Source organism: Pseudomonas sp. KH_046_1, assembly GCF_057839025.1.
In genome coordinates, this window is sequence record NZ_CM174481.1 from 916,098 (window position 1) to 932,670 (window position 16,573).

Annotated in this window: 13 protein-coding genes; 9 read left to right on the forward strand and 4 right to left on the reverse strand. The window is 60.0% G+C overall.

Going from position 1 to position 16,573, the window contains the following annotated elements:
* Nucleotides 1-208: 208 nt before the first annotated feature.
* Together AC3IT9_RS04040 and AC3IT9_RS04045 are read right to left on the reverse strand one after the other, a co-directional pair.
* Nucleotides 209-1,834 carry an ABC transporter substrate-binding protein gene (locus AC3IT9_RS04040; RefSeq protein WP_150727457.1) on the reverse strand — a complete coding sequence of 542 codons (1,626 nt, stop codon included), beginning with the start codon at nt 1,832-1,834 and terminating at the stop codon, nt 209-211.
* A 469-nt stretch (nt 1,835-2,303) separates the two neighbouring features.
* Complete coding sequence (locus AC3IT9_RS04045; RefSeq protein ID WP_150754363.1) at nt 2,304-3,020, reverse strand: SIMPL domain-containing protein; 717 nt, start codon at nt 3,018-3,020, stop codon at nt 2,304-2,306.
* A 306-nt stretch (nt 3,021-3,326) separates the two neighbouring features.
* Between AC3IT9_RS04045 and AC3IT9_RS04050 the strand changes: the two genes are divergently transcribed.
* From AC3IT9_RS04050 to AC3IT9_RS04090, 9 genes are all read left to right on the forward strand, one after another.
* Nucleotides 3,327-4,589 carry an ATP-binding protein gene (locus AC3IT9_RS04050; protein WP_150727455.1) on the forward strand — a complete coding sequence of 421 codons (1,263 nt, stop codon included), beginning with the start codon at nt 3,327-3,329 and terminating at the stop codon, nt 4,587-4,589.
* Nucleotides 4,582-5,142 carry a response regulator transcription factor gene (locus AC3IT9_RS04055; RefSeq protein WP_007973041.1) on the forward strand — a complete coding sequence of 187 codons (561 nt, stop codon included), beginning with the start codon at nt 4,582-4,584 and terminating at the stop codon, nt 5,140-5,142. Before AC3IT9_RS04050 ends, AC3IT9_RS04055 begins: the two co-directional genes overlap by 8 nt.
* 97 nt (nt 5,143-5,239) lie before the next feature.
* A complete protein-coding gene (locus AC3IT9_RS04060) occupies nt 5,240-6,967 on the forward strand; it encodes an ABC transporter ATP-binding protein/permease (RefSeq protein ID WP_489272131.1) in 1,728 nt (575 codons plus the stop codon).
* Nucleotides 6,968-7,140: 173 nt separating this feature from the next.
* Nucleotides 7,141-7,890, forward strand: coding sequence for a FadR/GntR family transcriptional regulator (locus tag AC3IT9_RS04065; protein WP_191624930.1), 750 nt, complete (start codon nt 7,141-7,143; stop codon nt 7,888-7,890).
* Between the two features lie 406 nt (nt 7,891-8,296).
* Nucleotides 8,297-9,208: a 5-dehydro-4-deoxyglucarate dehydratase gene (gene kdgD, locus AC3IT9_RS04070; RefSeq protein ID WP_007976489.1), complete on the forward strand. Its 912-nt coding sequence runs from the start codon at nt 8,297-8,299 to the stop codon at nt 9,206-9,208.
* Nucleotides 9,209-9,269: 61 nt separating this feature from the next.
* Entirely contained in the window at nt 9,270-10,715 is a 1,446-nt protein-coding gene (locus tag AC3IT9_RS04075) for an aldehyde dehydrogenase family protein (RefSeq protein WP_489272132.1), read from the forward strand.
* Between the two features lie 167 nt (nt 10,716-10,882).
* Complete coding sequence (locus AC3IT9_RS04080) at nt 10,883-12,259, forward strand: MFS transporter (protein WP_489272133.1); 1,377 nt, start codon at nt 10,883-10,885, stop codon at nt 12,257-12,259.
* A gap of 11 nt (nt 12,260-12,270) precedes the next feature.
* Nucleotides 12,271-13,824, forward strand: coding sequence for a galactarate dehydratase (gene garD, locus AC3IT9_RS04085; RefSeq protein WP_489272135.1), 1,554 nt, complete (start codon nt 12,271-12,273; stop codon nt 13,822-13,824).
* A gap of 186 nt (nt 13,825-14,010) precedes the next feature.
* A complete protein-coding gene (locus AC3IT9_RS04090; protein WP_413426888.1) occupies nt 14,011-14,952 on the forward strand; it encodes an AEC family transporter in 942 nt (313 codons plus the stop codon).
* A gap of 156 nt (nt 14,953-15,108) precedes the next feature.
* On the opposite strand, the gene AC3IT9_RS04095 is transcribed toward AC3IT9_RS04090, so the two are convergent.
* Nucleotides 15,109-15,489, reverse strand: a complete 381-nt coding sequence (locus tag AC3IT9_RS04095; protein WP_046040018.1) for a carboxymuconolactone decarboxylase family protein — start codon at nt 15,487-15,489, stop codon at nt 15,109-15,111.
* Nucleotides 15,486-16,547, reverse strand: a complete 1,062-nt coding sequence (locus tag AC3IT9_RS04100) for a calcium/sodium antiporter (protein ID WP_150754371.1) — start codon at nt 16,545-16,547, stop codon at nt 15,486-15,488. The genes AC3IT9_RS04095 and AC3IT9_RS04100 overlap by 4 nt, the downstream gene beginning before the upstream one ends.
* Between the last annotated feature and the right edge of the window lie 26 nt (nt 16,548-16,573).

Sequence of the window (16,573 nt, forward strand, 5' to 3'; positions counted from 1 at the left end):
ACCGATGACCCACGCATGCACTGGTCGGATCCCGACGGTATGAGCCACGGGTCCGGCAGTAAATGCGTAGAGTCCTAAAGACTCGTAGGAAATGGCGACGCGTCCTCCCCCGATGCTGTAGTCAGCTGCGGATTTGGATGTAGGCGAATTCCTGCTTTCTCGGTAGATAAAGCAACGGCGACGTCAGAAACGTCGCCGTTGCAAAACCTTATTTGCTGACGCTGACGCCGTAGAAGGAGTTCAAGCCAAATGGGCTGATCTTGAAGTCCTGCACGTTGGCGCGCATGGGTTGGAACACCGTCGAGTGAGCGATAGGTGTCATAGGCACAGCATCTTTGAGGACGTGTTGCGCTTGTTTGTAGAGCTCGGTGCGCTTGCTTTGGTCTGAAGTGCGCTTGGCTTGCTTGACGATGTCGTCAAACTTCTTGTCGCACCATTTGGAGAAGTTGTTGCCTTCCAGCGAGTCGCAGCCGAACAGCACGTTCAGCCAGTTGTCCGGATCACCATTGTCACCGCTCCAGCCAATCAGCATCGCCTGGTTCTCGCCACCTTTGGAGCGCTTGATGTACTCGCCCCACTCGTAGCTCTGGATCTTGACCTTGAGGCCGATCTTGGACCAGTCGGACTGCAGCATTTCTGCCATCAGTTTAGCGTTCGGGTTGTATGGACGCTGTACCGGCATCGCCCACAGAACGATCTCGGTGCCATCTTTGACGCCGGCTTCCTTGAGCAGCTCCTTGGCTTTCTCAGGGTTGTACGGCGCATCCTTGATGGTGGTGTCGTAGGACCACTGGGTCGGCGGCATGGCGTTGACGGCCAGTTGGCCGGCGCCCTGGTACACGGAGTCGATGATCTGTTGCTTGTTGACCGCCATGTCCATTGCCTGACGCACCTTCAGGTCAGCCAGCGGGTTCGCATCGGTTTGACCCTTGACCTTGGGCATCACGTTGTAGGCGATGTAGCCCAGGTTGAAACCAGCCTGGTCAGGCAGTTTCAGGTCCTTGTCTTCCTTGAGCGCCTTCAGGTCAGCCGGACGAGGGAACAGGGTGACCTGACACTCGTTCTTCTTCAGCTTCTGGATACGTACCGACGGGTCGGTGGTGATGGCGAAGATCAGGTTGTCGATCTTCACGTCGTCAGGCTTCCAGTAGTCCTTGTTCCCGGTGTAGCGGATGTTGGAGTCTTTCTGGTAGCTCTTGAACACGAACGGGCCGGTGCCGATCGGCTTCTGGTTGATGTCGGCAGTCTTGCCTTCCTTGAGCAGCTGCGCAGCGTACTCAGCGGACTGGATCGAGGCGAAACTCATGGCCATGTTCTGGATGAACGCGGCATCAACGTCTTTGAGGGTGAACTTGACCGTGTGGTCGTCGACTTTATCGATCTTGGTGATGTTGGTATCCATCCCCATGTCGGTGAAGTACGGGAATTCGGTCGGGTACGCTTTGCGGAACGGGTCATCCTTGTTAATCATGCGATTAAAGGTGAACAGCACGTCGTCGGCGTTGAACTCACGAGTTGGCTTGAAATACGGCGTGGTATGGAACTTGACGCCTTCACGCAGGTGGAAGGTGTAAGTCAGGCCGTCATCGGAAACGTCCCACTTGGTCGCCAGCCCAGGAACCACGGCGGTGCCGCCGCGTTCGAACTGGGTGAGGCGGTTGAACATGGTTTCTGCAGAGGCGTCGAAGTCGGTTCCGGTGGTGTATTGACCTGGATCGAAACCGGCCGGGCTCCCTTCGGAGCAGAACACCAGGTTAGTCGCTGCTTGGGCGAACGGTGCGCTGGCTAACAAGCTTGCGCCAACTAAGAACGGAATGACCGCGTGTTTAAGCATGGTGGCCTCATGATTTGTTGTCATTTTTGGAATTAGAGGACGACCTCGTGAGTCGTGCCTGCGGATACTTATGCAGGGGCCATACCCAATGCAAGATCCAGAGTGGCTACAAGCCTTAAACGGTGGCACGAACGTACCTTAATGTCGCATTTGTGTAATTCCTGACGCATTTGACCGTTTGCGCGGTGTTTTTACGGTGCAATTGGCGCACTTTGGTGGTGCGCCAGGAAGCTTGGTTGCTCCCGGGTGGGGCGAGGTGTTACTTATTCATACCCCGTTTTGTGGGGTGGGTATGGCGTGAATAAGAGTGGTTATTGTTGCGCCGATAGTGCCAATCGAACTCAGTTGCACCCGGTGCAACTGCCGGCTTTTCCCGGTGGACTCTCCAGTTATAGCTCATGCCTGAAAACTGCCCAAAAAAAAGGCGATCATCTGAGTGATCGCCGTTTTTTGTTCAGGGGCTATCGATTCAAGGCATCAGCACTTCAATCGAACCATCCGCGGTCATGCTGACCTGGCTGGTGCCTGCCTCGACATCCGGTGTCACCGGTGCGCTGTCCATGGCGGCGGCTTTCATCATCATCGGCGCGCGCAGGTAAGGCTGTGGATAACCGTTGCTGTTGAGGTTCAGGTTGACGATTTTGTAGCTCTTGCCGCCCAGAGCATCAGTCGCAAGCTGGGCGCGGGCCTTGAAGGCGGTCACGGCGTCCTTGAGCAAGGCGTCTTCGCTGGCCTTGCGGGTCGGGGTGGCGATGGCGAAGTCCATGCCGCCCATTTTCAGGTCGGTGAGCAGTTCGCCGGTCAGCTTCGACAGCGCGGCGAAGTCCGAGCTTTCCAGGCGCAATTCGGCGCGCTCGCGCCAGCCGGTGATTTTCTGGCCCTTGGTGTCGTAGATCGGGTAGCTGTTGCGGCTGCCCTGGCGCAGGGTGATGTCCTTGACTTGCTTGGCCTTGGCCAGCGCCTTGTTCATGGTGGTGCTGACGTCGGCGGCGAGTTTGGCCGGGTCGCTGTTCTGTTCTTCGGTGTAGAGGGTCACGATCATCAGGTCGCGGGCCACTTCCTGACTGACTTCGGCGCGCAGGGAAATCTGGTTGTAATGAAGCTCGTCGGCGGCCAGGGCTGGGAGGCTGGCGACGGTGCCAACGCCCAGGGCGAGGAGTGCGGCGCTGCGGCGGAATGTGTGCATGAAGGCTCCTTGAAAGGTGCGCAGGGGTATGGTCCGGGCCTGCGTGAAACCATCAGACTCTAGCTTTTATGCTCCGGTTCGCACAGTTACAACTTCTATACAGATCGCCACAGCTTCTTGTAGGAGCGAGCTTGCTCGCGAGAAACCCGAATGCGCGACGGGGTGTCAGGATACCTGCGTCATCGTTGGCGACCATCGCGAGCAAGCTCGCTCCTACGTGTGGCCGTTTGCCGCACTTTTGCCTGTCAGCCCCCGCGCTTGGTTATACTCCCTGCGATCCGCCTGGAGCGCTCATCAGGAGAGCTCATGCTCGCCCCCGTTCAAATCACTTCCGCCACTCGCCAGAACCTCTGGCGGCTGACGTTCATCCGCACGTTGGTGCTGGCCGCCCAGGCCGGTTCCGTTGGCCTGGCCTACTGGCTCGAATTGCTGCCACTGCCCTGGTTTCAACTGGCGGCAACGCTCGCATGTTCAATGCTGCTGTGCGTGTTCACGGCGATTCGCCTGCGCACCTCGTGGCCGGTGACCGAGCTCGAATACGCCGTGCAGCTGGCCTGTGACCTGTTTATCCACAGTGCCTTGCTGTATTTCTCCGGCGGTTCGACCAACCCCTTCGTCTCTTATTACCTGGTGCCGCTGACCATTGCCGCCGTGACGTTGCCATGGCGTTATTCGGTGATCCTGTCGGGTATCGCGCTGACGATGTACACGCTGTTGCTGGCGCAGTTCTACCCGCTGCAAACCTTCCCGATCGCTCGTGAAAACCTGCAGGTGTACGGGATGTGGTTGAGCTTCGCCCTTGCCGCCGCAGTGATCACCTTCTTCGCCGCGCGCATGGCCGAAGAGCTGCGTCGCCAGGAAGAGTTGCGCGCCATTCGTCGCGAAGAAGGCCTGCGCGATGAGCAACTGCTGGCCGTCGCCACCCAGGCCGCCGGTGCGGCCCATGAGCTGGGCACGCCGCTGGCAACCATGAGTGTGCTACTCAAGGAAATGCGTCAGGACCACCATGATCCGATGTTGCAGGACGACCTGAGCGTGCTGCAGGATCAGGTCAAGCTGTGCAAGCAAACCTTGCAGCAACTGGTGCGCGCCGCCGAGGCCAATCGTCGGTTGGCGGTGGAGATGCAGGACGTCACCGATTGGCTCGATGAAGCCCTCAATCGCTGGCACCTGATGCGCCCGGAAGCCAGTTATCGCTTCCAGCGCCTCGGCCAGGGCCCGGTCCCCCGCATGGCGCCGCCGCCGGATCTGACCCAGGCTTTGCTGAACCTGTTGAACAACGCTGCCGATGCCTGCCCCGAAGGGCTGCAAGTGACACTGGACTGGGATTGGGAAAACCTCACCATCAGCATTCGTGACCATGGCGCCGGTGTGCCGCTGGCCATCGCCGAGCAAATCGGCAAGCCGTTTTTTACCACCAAGGGCAAAGGCTTCGGCCTGGGCCTGTTTTTGAGCAAGGCCAGCGTGACACGCGCCGGCGGCTCAGTGAAACTCTACAGTCATGAGGAAGGTGGCACGCTCACCGAGCTGCGCCTGCCCCGTGTCGCCCGAGGAGACGAACATGAGTGAAGAGATCCAAGTCGAAGGCGAAGAACTGCCGCATTTGTTGCTGGTCGATGACGACGCCACATTCACCCGCGTCATGGCTCGTGCCATGGCTCGCCGCGGTTTTCGCGTCAGCACTGCCGGTTCCGCCGAGGAAGGCCTGGAGCTGGCCAAGGCCGATCTGCCGGATTACGCCGCCCTGGACCTGAAGATGGACGGCGATTCCGGCCTGGTGCTGCTGCCCAAGTTGCTGGAAATGGACCCGGAAATGCGCGTGGTGATCCTCACCGGTTACTCGAGCATTGCCACCGCCGTCGAGGCGATCAAGCGCGGTGCCTGCAATTACCTGTGCAAACCGGCGGACGCCGACGACGTGCTGGCGGCGCTGCTGTCCGAACACGCCGACCTCGACAGCCTGGTGCCGGAAAACCCGATGTCCGTGGACCGCCTGCAGTGGGAGCACATCCAGCGCGTGCTGACCGAGCACGAAGGCAACATCTCCGCCACGGCCCGTGCCCTGGGCATGCACCGCCGCACCCTGCAGCGCAAACTGCAGAAGCGTCCCGTTCGCCGCTGAACCTGCGCCGAACGAATGCAGGCCGTATCTCGCGATAAACCGAACCGATCATCTATGATCGGTTCGTGTGTGTTCTTTTCTCTATCGAGCCTTATCCATGAATCAGAACGCTGAGTATTCCGCGGTCAACGACGCCGTGCGCGGGCAGTTTTTTCGCAAAGTGTGGGCGATGATCACGCCTTACTGGCGTAGTGAAGAGAAGGTCAAGGCCTGGACACTGTTGATCGCGGTGATTGCGCTGTCGCTGATCAGCGTGGGGATCTCGGTGTGGTTCAACACCTGGTACAAGGACTTCTACAACGCCCTGCAAAAGAAGGATGAAGCCGCATTCTGGCAGTTGATCCTGTACTTCTGCGCGATTGCGGCGGTGGCGATCATCGGCGCGGTGTACCGGCTGTACCTGACGCAGATGCTGACGATCCGCTGGCGAGCATGGCTCACCGAAAAGCATTTCACCCGCTGGCTGGGTGACAAAAACTACTACCAGCTGGAGCAGGGCGGTTACACCGATAACCCTGACCAGCGGATTTCCGAAGACCTCAACAGCTTCACCTCCAACACCCTTGAGCTGGGTATCGGGCTGCTGCGCAATATCGTCAGCCTGGTGTCGTTCTCGATCATTCTGTGGGGGGTGTCGGGCAGCATTGAAGTATTCGGCATCACCATTCCCGGCTACATGTTCTGGTGCGTACTGGTTTACGCAGTGGTCGGCAGTTGGTTGACGCATTTGATCGGTCGTCGCCTGATCGGCCTGAACAACCAGCAACAACGCTTCGAAGCCGACCTGCGTTTCTCCATGGTGCGAATTCGCGAGAATGCCGAAAGCATCGCGTTGTACAACGGCGAGCCGAACGAAAATCGTCGGTTGAGCAGCCGCTTCGGGATGGTCTGGCATAACTTCTGGGACATCATGAAAGTGTCCAAGCGCCTGACGTTCTTCACCGCCGGTTACAGTCAGGCCGCCATCATCTTCCCCTTCATGGTTGCCGCGCCGCGTTACCTTTCCGGCAAGATCGAACTGGGCGAACTGATGCAAATCAGCTCGGCATTCGGCAATGTGCAGGAAAGCTTCAGCTGGTTTATCAGTGCGTACCAGAGCCTCGCTTCCTGGCGCGCCACCTGCGATCGTCTGCTGAGTTTCCATCAGGCCATGCGTGACAACGAAGAGCGTGCGCCGGCCATCGACGTACAGAATTCGGGCTCGATGCTGAAGGTGCACAACCTCGGCCTCGACCTGGCTGAAGGTCGTCACCTGCTGACCAACGCCGACATGACCGTGAAGGAGGGCGAGCGTGTGATGCTCAGCGGTCGTTCCGGCAGCGGCAAGTCGACCCTGCTGCGGGCGATGGGACATCTGTGGCCGACCGGCCACGGCAGTATTCGCCTGCCATCGGCGCGCTACCTGTTCCTGCCGCAAAAACCGTATTTGCCGATTGGCACCCTGCGTGATGTCCTGAGTTATCCACAGCCCGGCGATACCTATGCGAACGAGCGCTACGCGCAGGTGCTGGAAACCTGCCGCTTGCCGCACCTGATTGCCCGTCTCGACGAAGCCAACCACTGGCAGCGCATGTTGTCGCCGGGTGAGCAGCAGCGCCTGGCCTTTGCCCGTGCGCTGCTTTATGCACCGCAATGGCTGTACATGGACGAAGCGACTTCGGCGATGGATGAAGAGGACGAGGCGTCGCTGTACCAGGCGCTGATCGATGAGTTGCCGGGGCTGAGCATCGTCAGCGTCGGCCATCGCAGCAGCCTGAAGCGCTTCCATCCGCGGCACATTCGTATCGAGAATGGTCATTTGGTGGACCAGGCCGTGACCGCCTGAAGACCTTGGATCCCTGTGGGAGCGAGCCTGCTCGCGATGCGGAGTGTCAGACATTTAAATATTGAATGTCGTACCGCTATCGCGAGCAGGCTCGCTCCTACAAGGTGATCGTACAACTGCGTTGCGCTATGATGCGCTTTCAGCCGCCGAATTTTTCGAGACAGATGTTCACCATGGAAAACCCGAACGACGCACCACGCCTCCCACGCAAGCGCCGCAGCCTCGCTCAGGAACTGGTGACGGTGCTGTCCGAGCAGATCCGCGACGGTCATCTCAAGCGTGGCGACAAATTGCCCACCGAGTCGGCCATCATGGATGCCCATGGCGTCAGCCGCACGGTGGTGCGCGAGGCGATTTCCCGTTTGCAGGCGGCAGGGCAAGTGGAAACCCGCCACGGTATCGGTACCTTCGTGCTCGACACGCCGAGCCCGAGCGGTTTCCGTATCGACCCGGCGACCGTGGTGACCTTGCGAGATGTGCTGGCGATCCTGGAATTGCGCATCAGCCTGGAAGTGGAGTCTGCCGGGCTGGCGGCGCAACGTCGCAGTCCGGAACAGCTGGCCAACATGCGCGCTGCCCTCGATGCGTTGAATGAAAGCGCTGCTCACGCCAGCGATGCCGTGGCTTCGGACTTCGCCTTCCACCTCGAAATCGCGCTGTCCACCGGCAACCGCTATTTCACCGACATCATGACCCACCTGGGCACCAGCATCATTCCACGCACACGGCTGAACTCCGCGCGCCTGGCTCATGACGACCAGCAGCACTACATGAGTCGCCTGGGCCGTGAGCATGAGGAAATCTACGACGCCATTGCCCGTCAGGATTCCGATGCGGCGCGGGCCGCCATGCGTTTGCACCTGACCAACAGCCGTGAACGGTTGCGTCATGCCCATGAAGAGGCTGAGGCGCAGCGGGGGTAAGTAATCTGTCCGTGTCATTCATCGTCTGAACTACCGCTATCGCGAGCAGGCTCGCTCCCACAGTGTCTTGTGTCGATCACAAAATTGAGATCATGCACCAGCCCCCTGTGGGAGCGAGCCTGCTCGCGATAGGGCCATAAGCCATAAAACAAAACCCGTATTTATCCCAAATCTTCCGACAACGTATCTCTCAAGCAACCGTTTATCACGGCGCTCGCAACTCTCCTCCCTCTGCTGAACCCCTCTAAAACTTTGGTCTTAGCCTTTTTTGTCGAACAATTTTCCTCTGCAGCGATGAAATGCAGTTGACGGTTGTATTTTAAGTTGTACGATGACCTACAACTTCAGCGCTGGCTGAATGGTTTTCTCACATACACACAACCTCGCAATCCAGGGTGTTCGAATAATGAATCCACAAGAACTGAAGTCCATCCTCTCTTCCGGTCTACTGTCTTTCCCGGTCACCGATTTCAATGCGCAGGGCGACTTCAACCGCGCTGGCTATATCAAGCGTCTGGAATGGCTGGCCCCATACGGCGCCTCGGCGCTGTTCGCCGCGGGCGGCACCGGTGAGTTCTTCTCTCTGGCGGCCAGCGAATATTCGGAAATCATCAAGACTGCGGTCGACACCTGCGCCACCAGCGTGCCAATCCTGGCCGGTGTGGGCGGTTCGACCCGCCAGGCCATCGAATACGCTCAGGAAGCCGAGCGTCTGGGCGCCAAGGGCCTGTTGCTGCTGCCGCACTACCTGACCGAAGCCAGCCAGGACGGCGTTGCCGCCCACGTTGAGGCTGTGTGCAAATCGGTCAACATCGGCGTGGTGGTCTACAACCGTAACGTCTGCCGCCTGACCGCGCCGCTGCTGGAACGTCTGGCCGAGCGCTGCCCGAACCTGATCGGCTACAAGGATGGCCTGGGTGATATCGAGTTGATGGTGTCGATCCGTCGCCGCCTCGGTGATCGCTTCAGCTACCTGGGTGGCTTGCCGACCGCTGAAGTCTACGCCGCGGCCTACAAGGCGCTGGGCGTACCGGTCTACTCCTCGGCGGTGTTCAACTTCATTCCGAAAACCGCGATGGACTTCTACCACGCGATCGCTCGTGAAGATCACGCCACCGTCGGCAAGATCATCGACGACTTCTTCCTGCCGTACCTGGACATCCGTAACCGCAAGGCCGGTTACGCCGTGAGCATCGTCAAGGCCGGGGCGAAAATTGCCGGCTATGACGCAGGCCCGGTGCGTGCACCGCTGACCGACCTGACCGGCGAAGAGTACGAAATGCTCGCCGCGCTGATCGACAAGCAGGGCGCGCAGTAATACATCCGATTAAGTAAGGCCGCTGAGCAATCAGCGGCCTTTTGCGTGAGGAGATCTTCAAGTGGCTGATTCAAAGCGTTTCGATAACTACATCAACGGTGAATGGGTTGCCGGTGGCGACTATTCGACCAACATCAACCCGTCCGAACTGACCGATGCCATCGGCGACTACGCCAAGGCTGATCTGGCTCAGGTCCACGCCGCCATCGACGCCGCCCGCGCTGCGTTCCCGGCCTGGTCCACTTCCGGCATTCAGGCGCGTCACGATTCCCTGGACAAAGTCGGTACTGAAATCCTCGCCCGTCGCGAAGAACTCGGCACCCTGCTGGCCCGGGAAGAGGGCAAGACCCTGCCTGAAGCCATCGGCGAAGTGACCCGCGCCGGCAATATCTTCAAATTCTTCGCCGGTGAATGCCTGCGCCTGTCCGGCGACTACCTGCCGTCGGTGCGTCCGGGCGTCAACGTTGAAGTCACTCGCGAAGCCCTGGGCGTGGTCGGTCTGATCACCCCGTGGAACTTCCCGATCGCCATTCCTGCGTGGAAAATCGCCCCGGCCCTGGCCTACGGCAACTGCGTCGTGCTGAAACCCGCGGACCTGGTTCCGGGTTGCGCCTGGGCCTTGGCCGAAATCATCTCCCGCGCAGGCTTCCCGGCCGGTGTGTTCAACCTGGTGATGGGCAGCGGTCGTGTGGTGGGCGATGCACTGGTCCACAGCCCGAAAGTCGACGGCATCAGCTTCACCGGTTCCGTGGGCGTGGGTCGTCAGATCGCCGTCAGCTGTGTTTCGCGCCAGGCCAAGGTCCAGCTGGAAATGGGCGGCAAGAACCCGCAGATCATTCTCGACGACGCCGACCTCAAGCAAGCAGTCGAGTTGTCGGTACAGAGCGCGTTCTACTCCACTGGCCAGCGTTGCACCGCTTCCAGCCGCTTTATCGTCACCGCTGGCATCCACGACCGGTTCGTCGAAGCCATGGCCGAGCGCATGAAGTCGATCAAGGTCGGTCACGCGCTGAAAGCCGGCACCGACATTGGTCCGGTGGTTTCCCAGGCCCAGCTTGAACAGGACATGAAGTACATCGACATCGGCCAGTCCGAAGGTGCGCGTCTGGTCAGCGGCGGTGGTCTGGTGACGTGCGACACCGAGGGCTACTTCCTCGCGCCAACCCTGTTTGCCGACAGCGAAGCTTCGATGCGCATCAGCCAGGAAGAGATCTTCGGCCCGGTGGCCAACATCGTCCGCGTCGCCGATTACGAAGCCGCGCTGGCCATGGCCAACGACACCGAGTTCGGGCTGTCGGCGGGCATCGCTACCACGTCCTTGAAGTACGCCAACCACTTCAAGCGCCACTCCCAGGCCGGGATGGTGATGGTCAACCTGCCGACCGCCGGTGTGGATTACCACGTTCCGTTCGGTGGGCGTAAAGGTTCATCCTATGGATCACGTGAGCAAGGTCGCTATGCGCAAGAGTTCTACACGGTCGTGAAGACCTCTTACATCGGTTCGTAACGCAACATCCCTGTAGGAGCGAGCCTTGCTCGCGATGGTCTTGAGGTCGCGGCGGTAAACCTGATGCCCCGCGTCATCGTTGACCACCATCGCGAGCAGGCTCGCTCCTACAGAGAGCAACTACAGATTCACCCGCGCATAAAAATAATTTGTGGGAGTACATCTACATGCAATCGACCCAGAAGCCGACTCACGTCCGCTATTTGATCCTGCTCATGCTTTTCCTCGTGACCACGATCAATTACGCCGACCGGGCTACCATCGCAATCGCCGGCTCCAGCCTGCAGAAAGACCTCGGCATCGACGCCGTTACCCTCGGCTACATCTTCTCCGCATTCGGTTGGGCCTACGTGGCCGGGCAAATCCCCGGTGGCTGGCTGCTGGACCGTTTCGGTTCGAAAAAAATCTACGCACTGAGCATCTTCACCTGGTCGCTGTTCACCGTGCTGCAGGGTTATGTCGGCGAGTTCGGCATGTCCACCGCCGTGGTCGCGCTGTTCATGCTGCGCTTTTTGGTGGGCCTGGCTGAGGCGCCATCCTTCCCGGGTAACGCACGTATCGTGGCGGCCTGGTTCCCGACCGCTGAACGCGGCACTGCCTCGGCGATCTTCAACTCGGCGCAATACTTTGCCACCGTGTTGTTCGCACCGCTGATGGGCTGGATCGTCTATAGCTTCGGCTGGCAGCACGTGTTCATCGTCATGGGCGTGATCGGCATCATCTTCTCCGGGATCTGGCTGAAAGTGATCTACAGCCCGCGCCAGCACCCGATGATCAACGAGGCCGAGTTCAAGCACATCGCCGACAACGGCGGCATGGTCGACATGGACCAGGACAAGGGCAAAGGCAAAGGCAAAAAGACCGACGGTCCGAAATGGGACTACATCCGCCAGTTGCTGACCAATCGCATGATGCTCGGCGTGTATCTGGGCCAGTACTGCATCAACGGCATCACCTACTTCTTCCTGACCTGGTTCCCGGTGTACCTGGTGCAGGAACGCGGCATGACCATCCTCAAGGCCGGTTTCATCGCGTCCTTGCCGGCGATCTGCGGCTTCATCGGTGGTGTGCTCGGCGGGGTGATTTCCGATTATCTGCTGCGCAAAGGCCATTCCCTGACCTTCGCCCGCAAGGCGCCGATCATCGCTGGGCTGCTGGTTTCCAGCAGCATCGTGGCGTGCAACTACGTCGACGTAGAATGGATGGTCGTCGGCTTCATGGCCCTGGCGTTCTTCGGCAAAGGTGTAGGCGCATTGGGCTGGGCGGTGGTGTCCGACACCTCGCCGAAGCAGATCGCCGGTCTGAGCGGTGGCCTGTTCAACACCTTCGGTAACATTGCGTCGATCACCACCCCGATCGTGATCGGCTACATCATCAGCTCCACCGGGTCGTTCAAATGGGCGCTGGTGTTCGTCGGTTGCAACGCTTTGGTCGCGGTGTTCAGCTATCTGGTGATCGTGGGCCCGATCAAGCGCGTGGTGCTCAAAGAGCCACCAGCGAACGGTTCTGAAGCCCCTGGCAAATTGTCTCAAGCGCATTCCTGAGGAGCGGCGTCATGCAGTTGATTGAACATGCCGACTCGCCGCGCTACATCCGCCTTCACGAGCGGGACAACGTGGTGATCGTGGTTAATGATCAGGGTGTACCGGCCGGCACCGAGTTTTCGGACGGCCTGGTCACCGTGGACTTCGTGCCACAGAGCCACAAGGTCACCCTGGAAGATATTCCAGAGGGTGGCCAGGTGATTCGTTACGGCCAGGTCATTGGCTATGCCTTGCAGCCGATTCCCCGCGGCAGTTGGGTCAAGGAAGATCAACTGCGCATGCCGACCGCGCCACCGCTGGACAGCCTGCCGCTGTCCACCGACGTGCCGGCCGCGCAAGCACCGCTGGAAGGTTTCACCTTCGAGGGTTATCGCAATGTCGACGGCACCGTTGGCACGCGCAACATTCTTGGCATCACCACCACCGTGCAATGCGTGACCGGGGTGCTGGATCATGCGGTCAAGCGCATCAAGGACGAGTTGTTGCCCAAGTACCCGCACGTCGATGACGTGGTGGCGCTGACCCACAGCTACGGCTGTGGCGTGGCCATCACTGCGACTGACGCGTACATCCCGATCCGCACCGTGCGCAACCTGGCACGCAACCCGAACCTGGGTGGCGAAGCCTTGGTGATCAGCCTGGGCTGCGAGAAATTGCAGGCCGGGCAGGTGATGCACGACAACGACAGCTCGGTGGATCTCAGCGAGCCTTGGCTGTACCGCTTGCAGGACTCCAGCCACGGCTTCAGCGAGATGATCGAGCAGATCATGGAACTGGCCGAGACGCGCTTGAAGAAGCTCGATCAACGCCGCCGGGAAACCGTGCCGGCGTCCGAGCTGATCCTGGGCATGCAATGCGGCGGCAGTGATGCGTTCTCCGGCATCACCGCCAACCCGGCGCTCGGTTATGCCTCGGACCTGCTGCTGCGGGCCGGTGCGACGGTGATGTTTTCCGAAGTGACTGAAGTGCGCGATGCCATTTATCTGCTGACCTCCCGTGCGGAAAACCAGGACGTCGCCCGGGAACTGGTGCGGGAAATGGACTGGTACGACCGCTACCTGGCCAAGGGCGAGGCGGATCGTAGTGCCAACACCACGCCGGGCAACAAGAAGGGCGGGTTGTCGAACATTGTCGAGAAATCCCTGGGATCGATCGTCAAGTCCGGCAGCAGCGCGATCAATGGCGTGCTTGGCCCTGGCGAGCGTTTCAAGCGCAAGGGCCTGATCTTCTGCGCGACCCCGGCCAGCGACTTTGTCTGCGGGACCTTGCAGTTGGCGGCGGGGATGAATCTGCATGTGTTCACCACCGGTCGCGGCACGCCTTACGGGTTGGCCATGGCGCCGGTGGTGAAGGTCTCGACCCGGACCGAACTGGCGCAACGCTGGCCGGACCTGATCGACATCGATGCCGGGCGCATTGCCACCGGCCGTGCATCGATCGAGGAGCTGGGCTGGGAGTTGTTCCACTACTACCTGGACGTGGCCAGCGGCAAGAAACAGACCTGGGCCGAGCAGCACAAGCTGCACAACGACATCACCCTGTTCAATCCGGCGCCGATTACTTAAGACCGCGTTATCGTTCATCGCGAGCAGGCTCGCTCCTACAGTGGATCTTTTTCGTACACGGATTTTGTGTTCGACACTGGACAAATGTGGGAGCGAGCCTGCTCGCGATAGCGATCCAGCAGGCGCCGAAGTGTCCAGTGGCTTATCATTAGCCACCTAACGACGCCCACCAAGGTTACCCCCGGCATGCTGGCAATTTTCCTCGAAACCCTGAACATCACCGCGCCGGTGTTTGCCATGCTGTTTCTGGGGGTGTTGCTCAAGCGCATCGACTGGATCAACGACAACTTTATCCACACCGCGTCGGCCCTGGTGTTCAACGTCACCATGCCGGCGTTGCTGTTTCTGGGCATCCTGCATGCCGACCTGCACGCGGCGTTGCAGCCGGCGCTGCTGATCTACTTCTCCCTCGCGACCCTGGTATGTTTTGCCATCGCCTGGGGCTGGGCGATCTGGAAGTGCCCGCGGGAAGATCGGGGGATCTACACCCAGGGTGCCTTTCGCGGTAACAACGGGGTCATCGGCCTGGCGCTGGCGGCAAGCATGTACGGCGACTACGGGATTTCCCTCGGGGCGATCCTGGCGGCGCTGGTGATCCTGTTCTACAACACCCTCTCGACCATCGTGCTGGCGGTGTACAGCCCGGTGATCAAGTCCGATCCGTGGAGCATCTGCAAAAGCGTGTTCAGCAATCCGCTGATCATCAGCGTGATCGCGGCTGCACCCTTCGCCTATTTCAAGATCGGCTTGCCGGGCTGGCTGGAAACCTCCGGCCAGTACCTGGCGCAAACCACCTTGCCGCTGGCGCTGATCTGCATCGGTGGCACGCTGTCGCTGGCCGCACTGCGCAAAAGCGGCAACATGGCGCTGAGTTCAAGCCTGGTGAAGATGATCGGCTTGCCGGTACTGGCGACGCTGGGGGCGTGGTTGTGGGGTTTTCGCGGTGCAGAGTTGGGGATTCTGTTTCTGTACTTCGGTAGCCCGACCGCCGCTGCCAGTTTCGTCATGGCCCGGGCGGCGGACGGCAATCACGAGCTGGCGGCGGCGATTATCGTGATTACCACGCTGATGGCGGCGGTCACCACCAATGTCGGAATCTTCTTTTTGCAGTGGGGTGGGTGGATCTGACTGGCAGTTTTGCTGTGTTCTTTCGGGCCTCTTCGCGGGCAAGCCCGCTCCCACAGGTTTCTTTGTTGTTAATCAAATTCTATTCACACCGAAGACCCCTGTGGGAGCTAGCTTGCTCGCGATGGCGGTAGTGCTGTCACCACAACGTTCGGGTAATCACTCTGGCTTCTGGTAACTGTCGATCACTTCCTGCGCCGCCCGAAACGCATCGATCGCTGCCGGCACACCGGCATACACCGCGCAATGCAGCAACGCCTCGCGAATCTCATCCACAGTACAGCCGTTGTTCAGCGCACCGCGTACATGACCTTTCAATTCCTGCGGGCACTTGAGGGCCGTCAGGGCGGCGAGGGTGATCAGGCTGCGGGTCTTCAGTGGCAGGCCTTCGCGATTCCACACACCGCCCCAGGCGTGTTCGTTGACGAAATCCTGCAGCGGCTGGGTGAATTCGGTGGCATTGCCCAGTGCGCGGTCGACGAAGGCGTCGCCCATCACTTGGCGGCGGACTTCAACGCCGGGTTTTTTATTCTCGGTCATGGGACTTCCTTTTTATGGTGTTGGCGACGCCAGGCGCGTAGTGACGTGAACAGCAAAAACGCCACCAGCGCCGGCAGGACGAAAAACAGCATCAAGTGTTCCAGCTTGCCGGCCAGTGGCATGCCGGTGGTGAACGACACCACGTGCAGCCCATACGCCAGGTACAAACCCAGAAACAGCAGGCCTTCGGCGCGGGTCACCCGGTAGCCGGTGTAGAACAGCGGCAGGCACAGCACCGCGACGCCGAGCATCACCGGCAGGTCGAAATCCAGGGCATTGGGCGATACCGACAGCGGCGACGGCGCCACCAGCGCGGTAAAACCGAGCACACCCAGGAGGTTGAACAGGTTGCTGCCAATCACGTTGCCCACGGCAATGTCTCGCTCGCCGCGTATAGCAGCGATCAACGAAGTGGCGAGCTCCGGCAGTGAGGTGCTGACGGCGACGATGGTCAGGCCGATGATCCGTTCCGACAATCCAAGATCGGTGGCGACCGCAACGGCTGCCCCCAGCAGCAAGTGCCCGGCGTACACCAGCATCGCCAGCCCGGCGACGATCATCAGCAGGCTGCTCAGCCATGGCGCCTCGCCGTGGTGGTCATGGCTCGATACCGGCCGACCCGAATGCCGTGACTGGCGCAGCAACAAGCCGAGGTAAATTGCCAGAGCCGCAAGCAACATCACGCCGTCGGCACGGGTCAGTTCTTCATTCCAGGCGAGTACGAACACCAGCAGGCTGGCGCCGATCATCAACGGAATATCCAGGCGCACCAATTGCCGGGAAACCCGCAAAGGAATGATCAGCGCGGACAACCCGAGGGTAACGAGGATGTTGAAAATGCTGCTGCCGATCACACTGCCGACGGCAATGTCGGCATTGTGCGCCAGGGTCGCTTGCAGGCTGACCGCCATCTGCGGTGCGCTGCTGCCGAGGGCGACGATGGTCAGGCCGATGATCAGCGGTCGTACGTGCAATCGCGCGGCGATGCGTACGGCGGCGCGTACCATCAATTCGGCGCCGACAATCAGCAGGAACAATCCGCTGAGCAATTCGATCACGCTGATCAGGGGTAAATCGGCTAGTC

Coding starts and splice junctions, on each gene's coding strand:
- AC3IT9_RS04065 (WP_191624930.1), top strand. CDS start 7,141: ATGGAAAACCCGAACGACGCACCACGCCTCCCACGCAAGCGCCGCAGC.
- kdgD (WP_007976489.1), top strand. CDS start 8,297: ATGAATCCACAAGAACTGAAGTCCATCCTCTCTTCCGGTCTACTGTCT.
- AC3IT9_RS04090 (WP_413426888.1), top strand. CDS start 14,011: ATGCTGGCAATTTTCCTCGAAACCCTGAACATCACCGCGCCGGTGTTT.
- AC3IT9_RS04040 (WP_150727457.1), bottom strand. CDS start 1,834: ATGCTTAAACACGCGGTCATTCCGTTCTTAGTTGGCGCAAGCTTGTTA.
- AC3IT9_RS04045 (WP_150754363.1), bottom strand. CDS start 3,020: ATGCACACATTCCGCCGCAGCGCCGCACTCCTCGCCCTGGGCGTTGGC.
- AC3IT9_RS04055 (WP_007973041.1), top strand. CDS start 4,582: ATGAGTGAAGAGATCCAAGTCGAAGGCGAAGAACTGCCGCATTTGTTG.
- AC3IT9_RS04060 (WP_489272131.1), top strand. CDS start 5,240: ATGAATCAGAACGCTGAGTATTCCGCGGTCAACGACGCCGTGCGCGGG.
- AC3IT9_RS04095 (WP_046040018.1), bottom strand. CDS start 15,489: ATGACCGAGAATAAAAAACCCGGCGTTGAAGTCCGCCGCCAAGTGATG.
- garD (WP_489272135.1), top strand. CDS start 12,271: ATGCAGTTGATTGAACATGCCGACTCGCCGCGCTACATCCGCCTTCAC.
- AC3IT9_RS04080 (WP_489272133.1), top strand. CDS start 10,883: ATGCAATCGACCCAGAAGCCGACTCACGTCCGCTATTTGATCCTGCTC.
- AC3IT9_RS04050 (WP_150727455.1), top strand. CDS start 3,327: ATGCTCGCCCCCGTTCAAATCACTTCCGCCACTCGCCAGAACCTCTGG.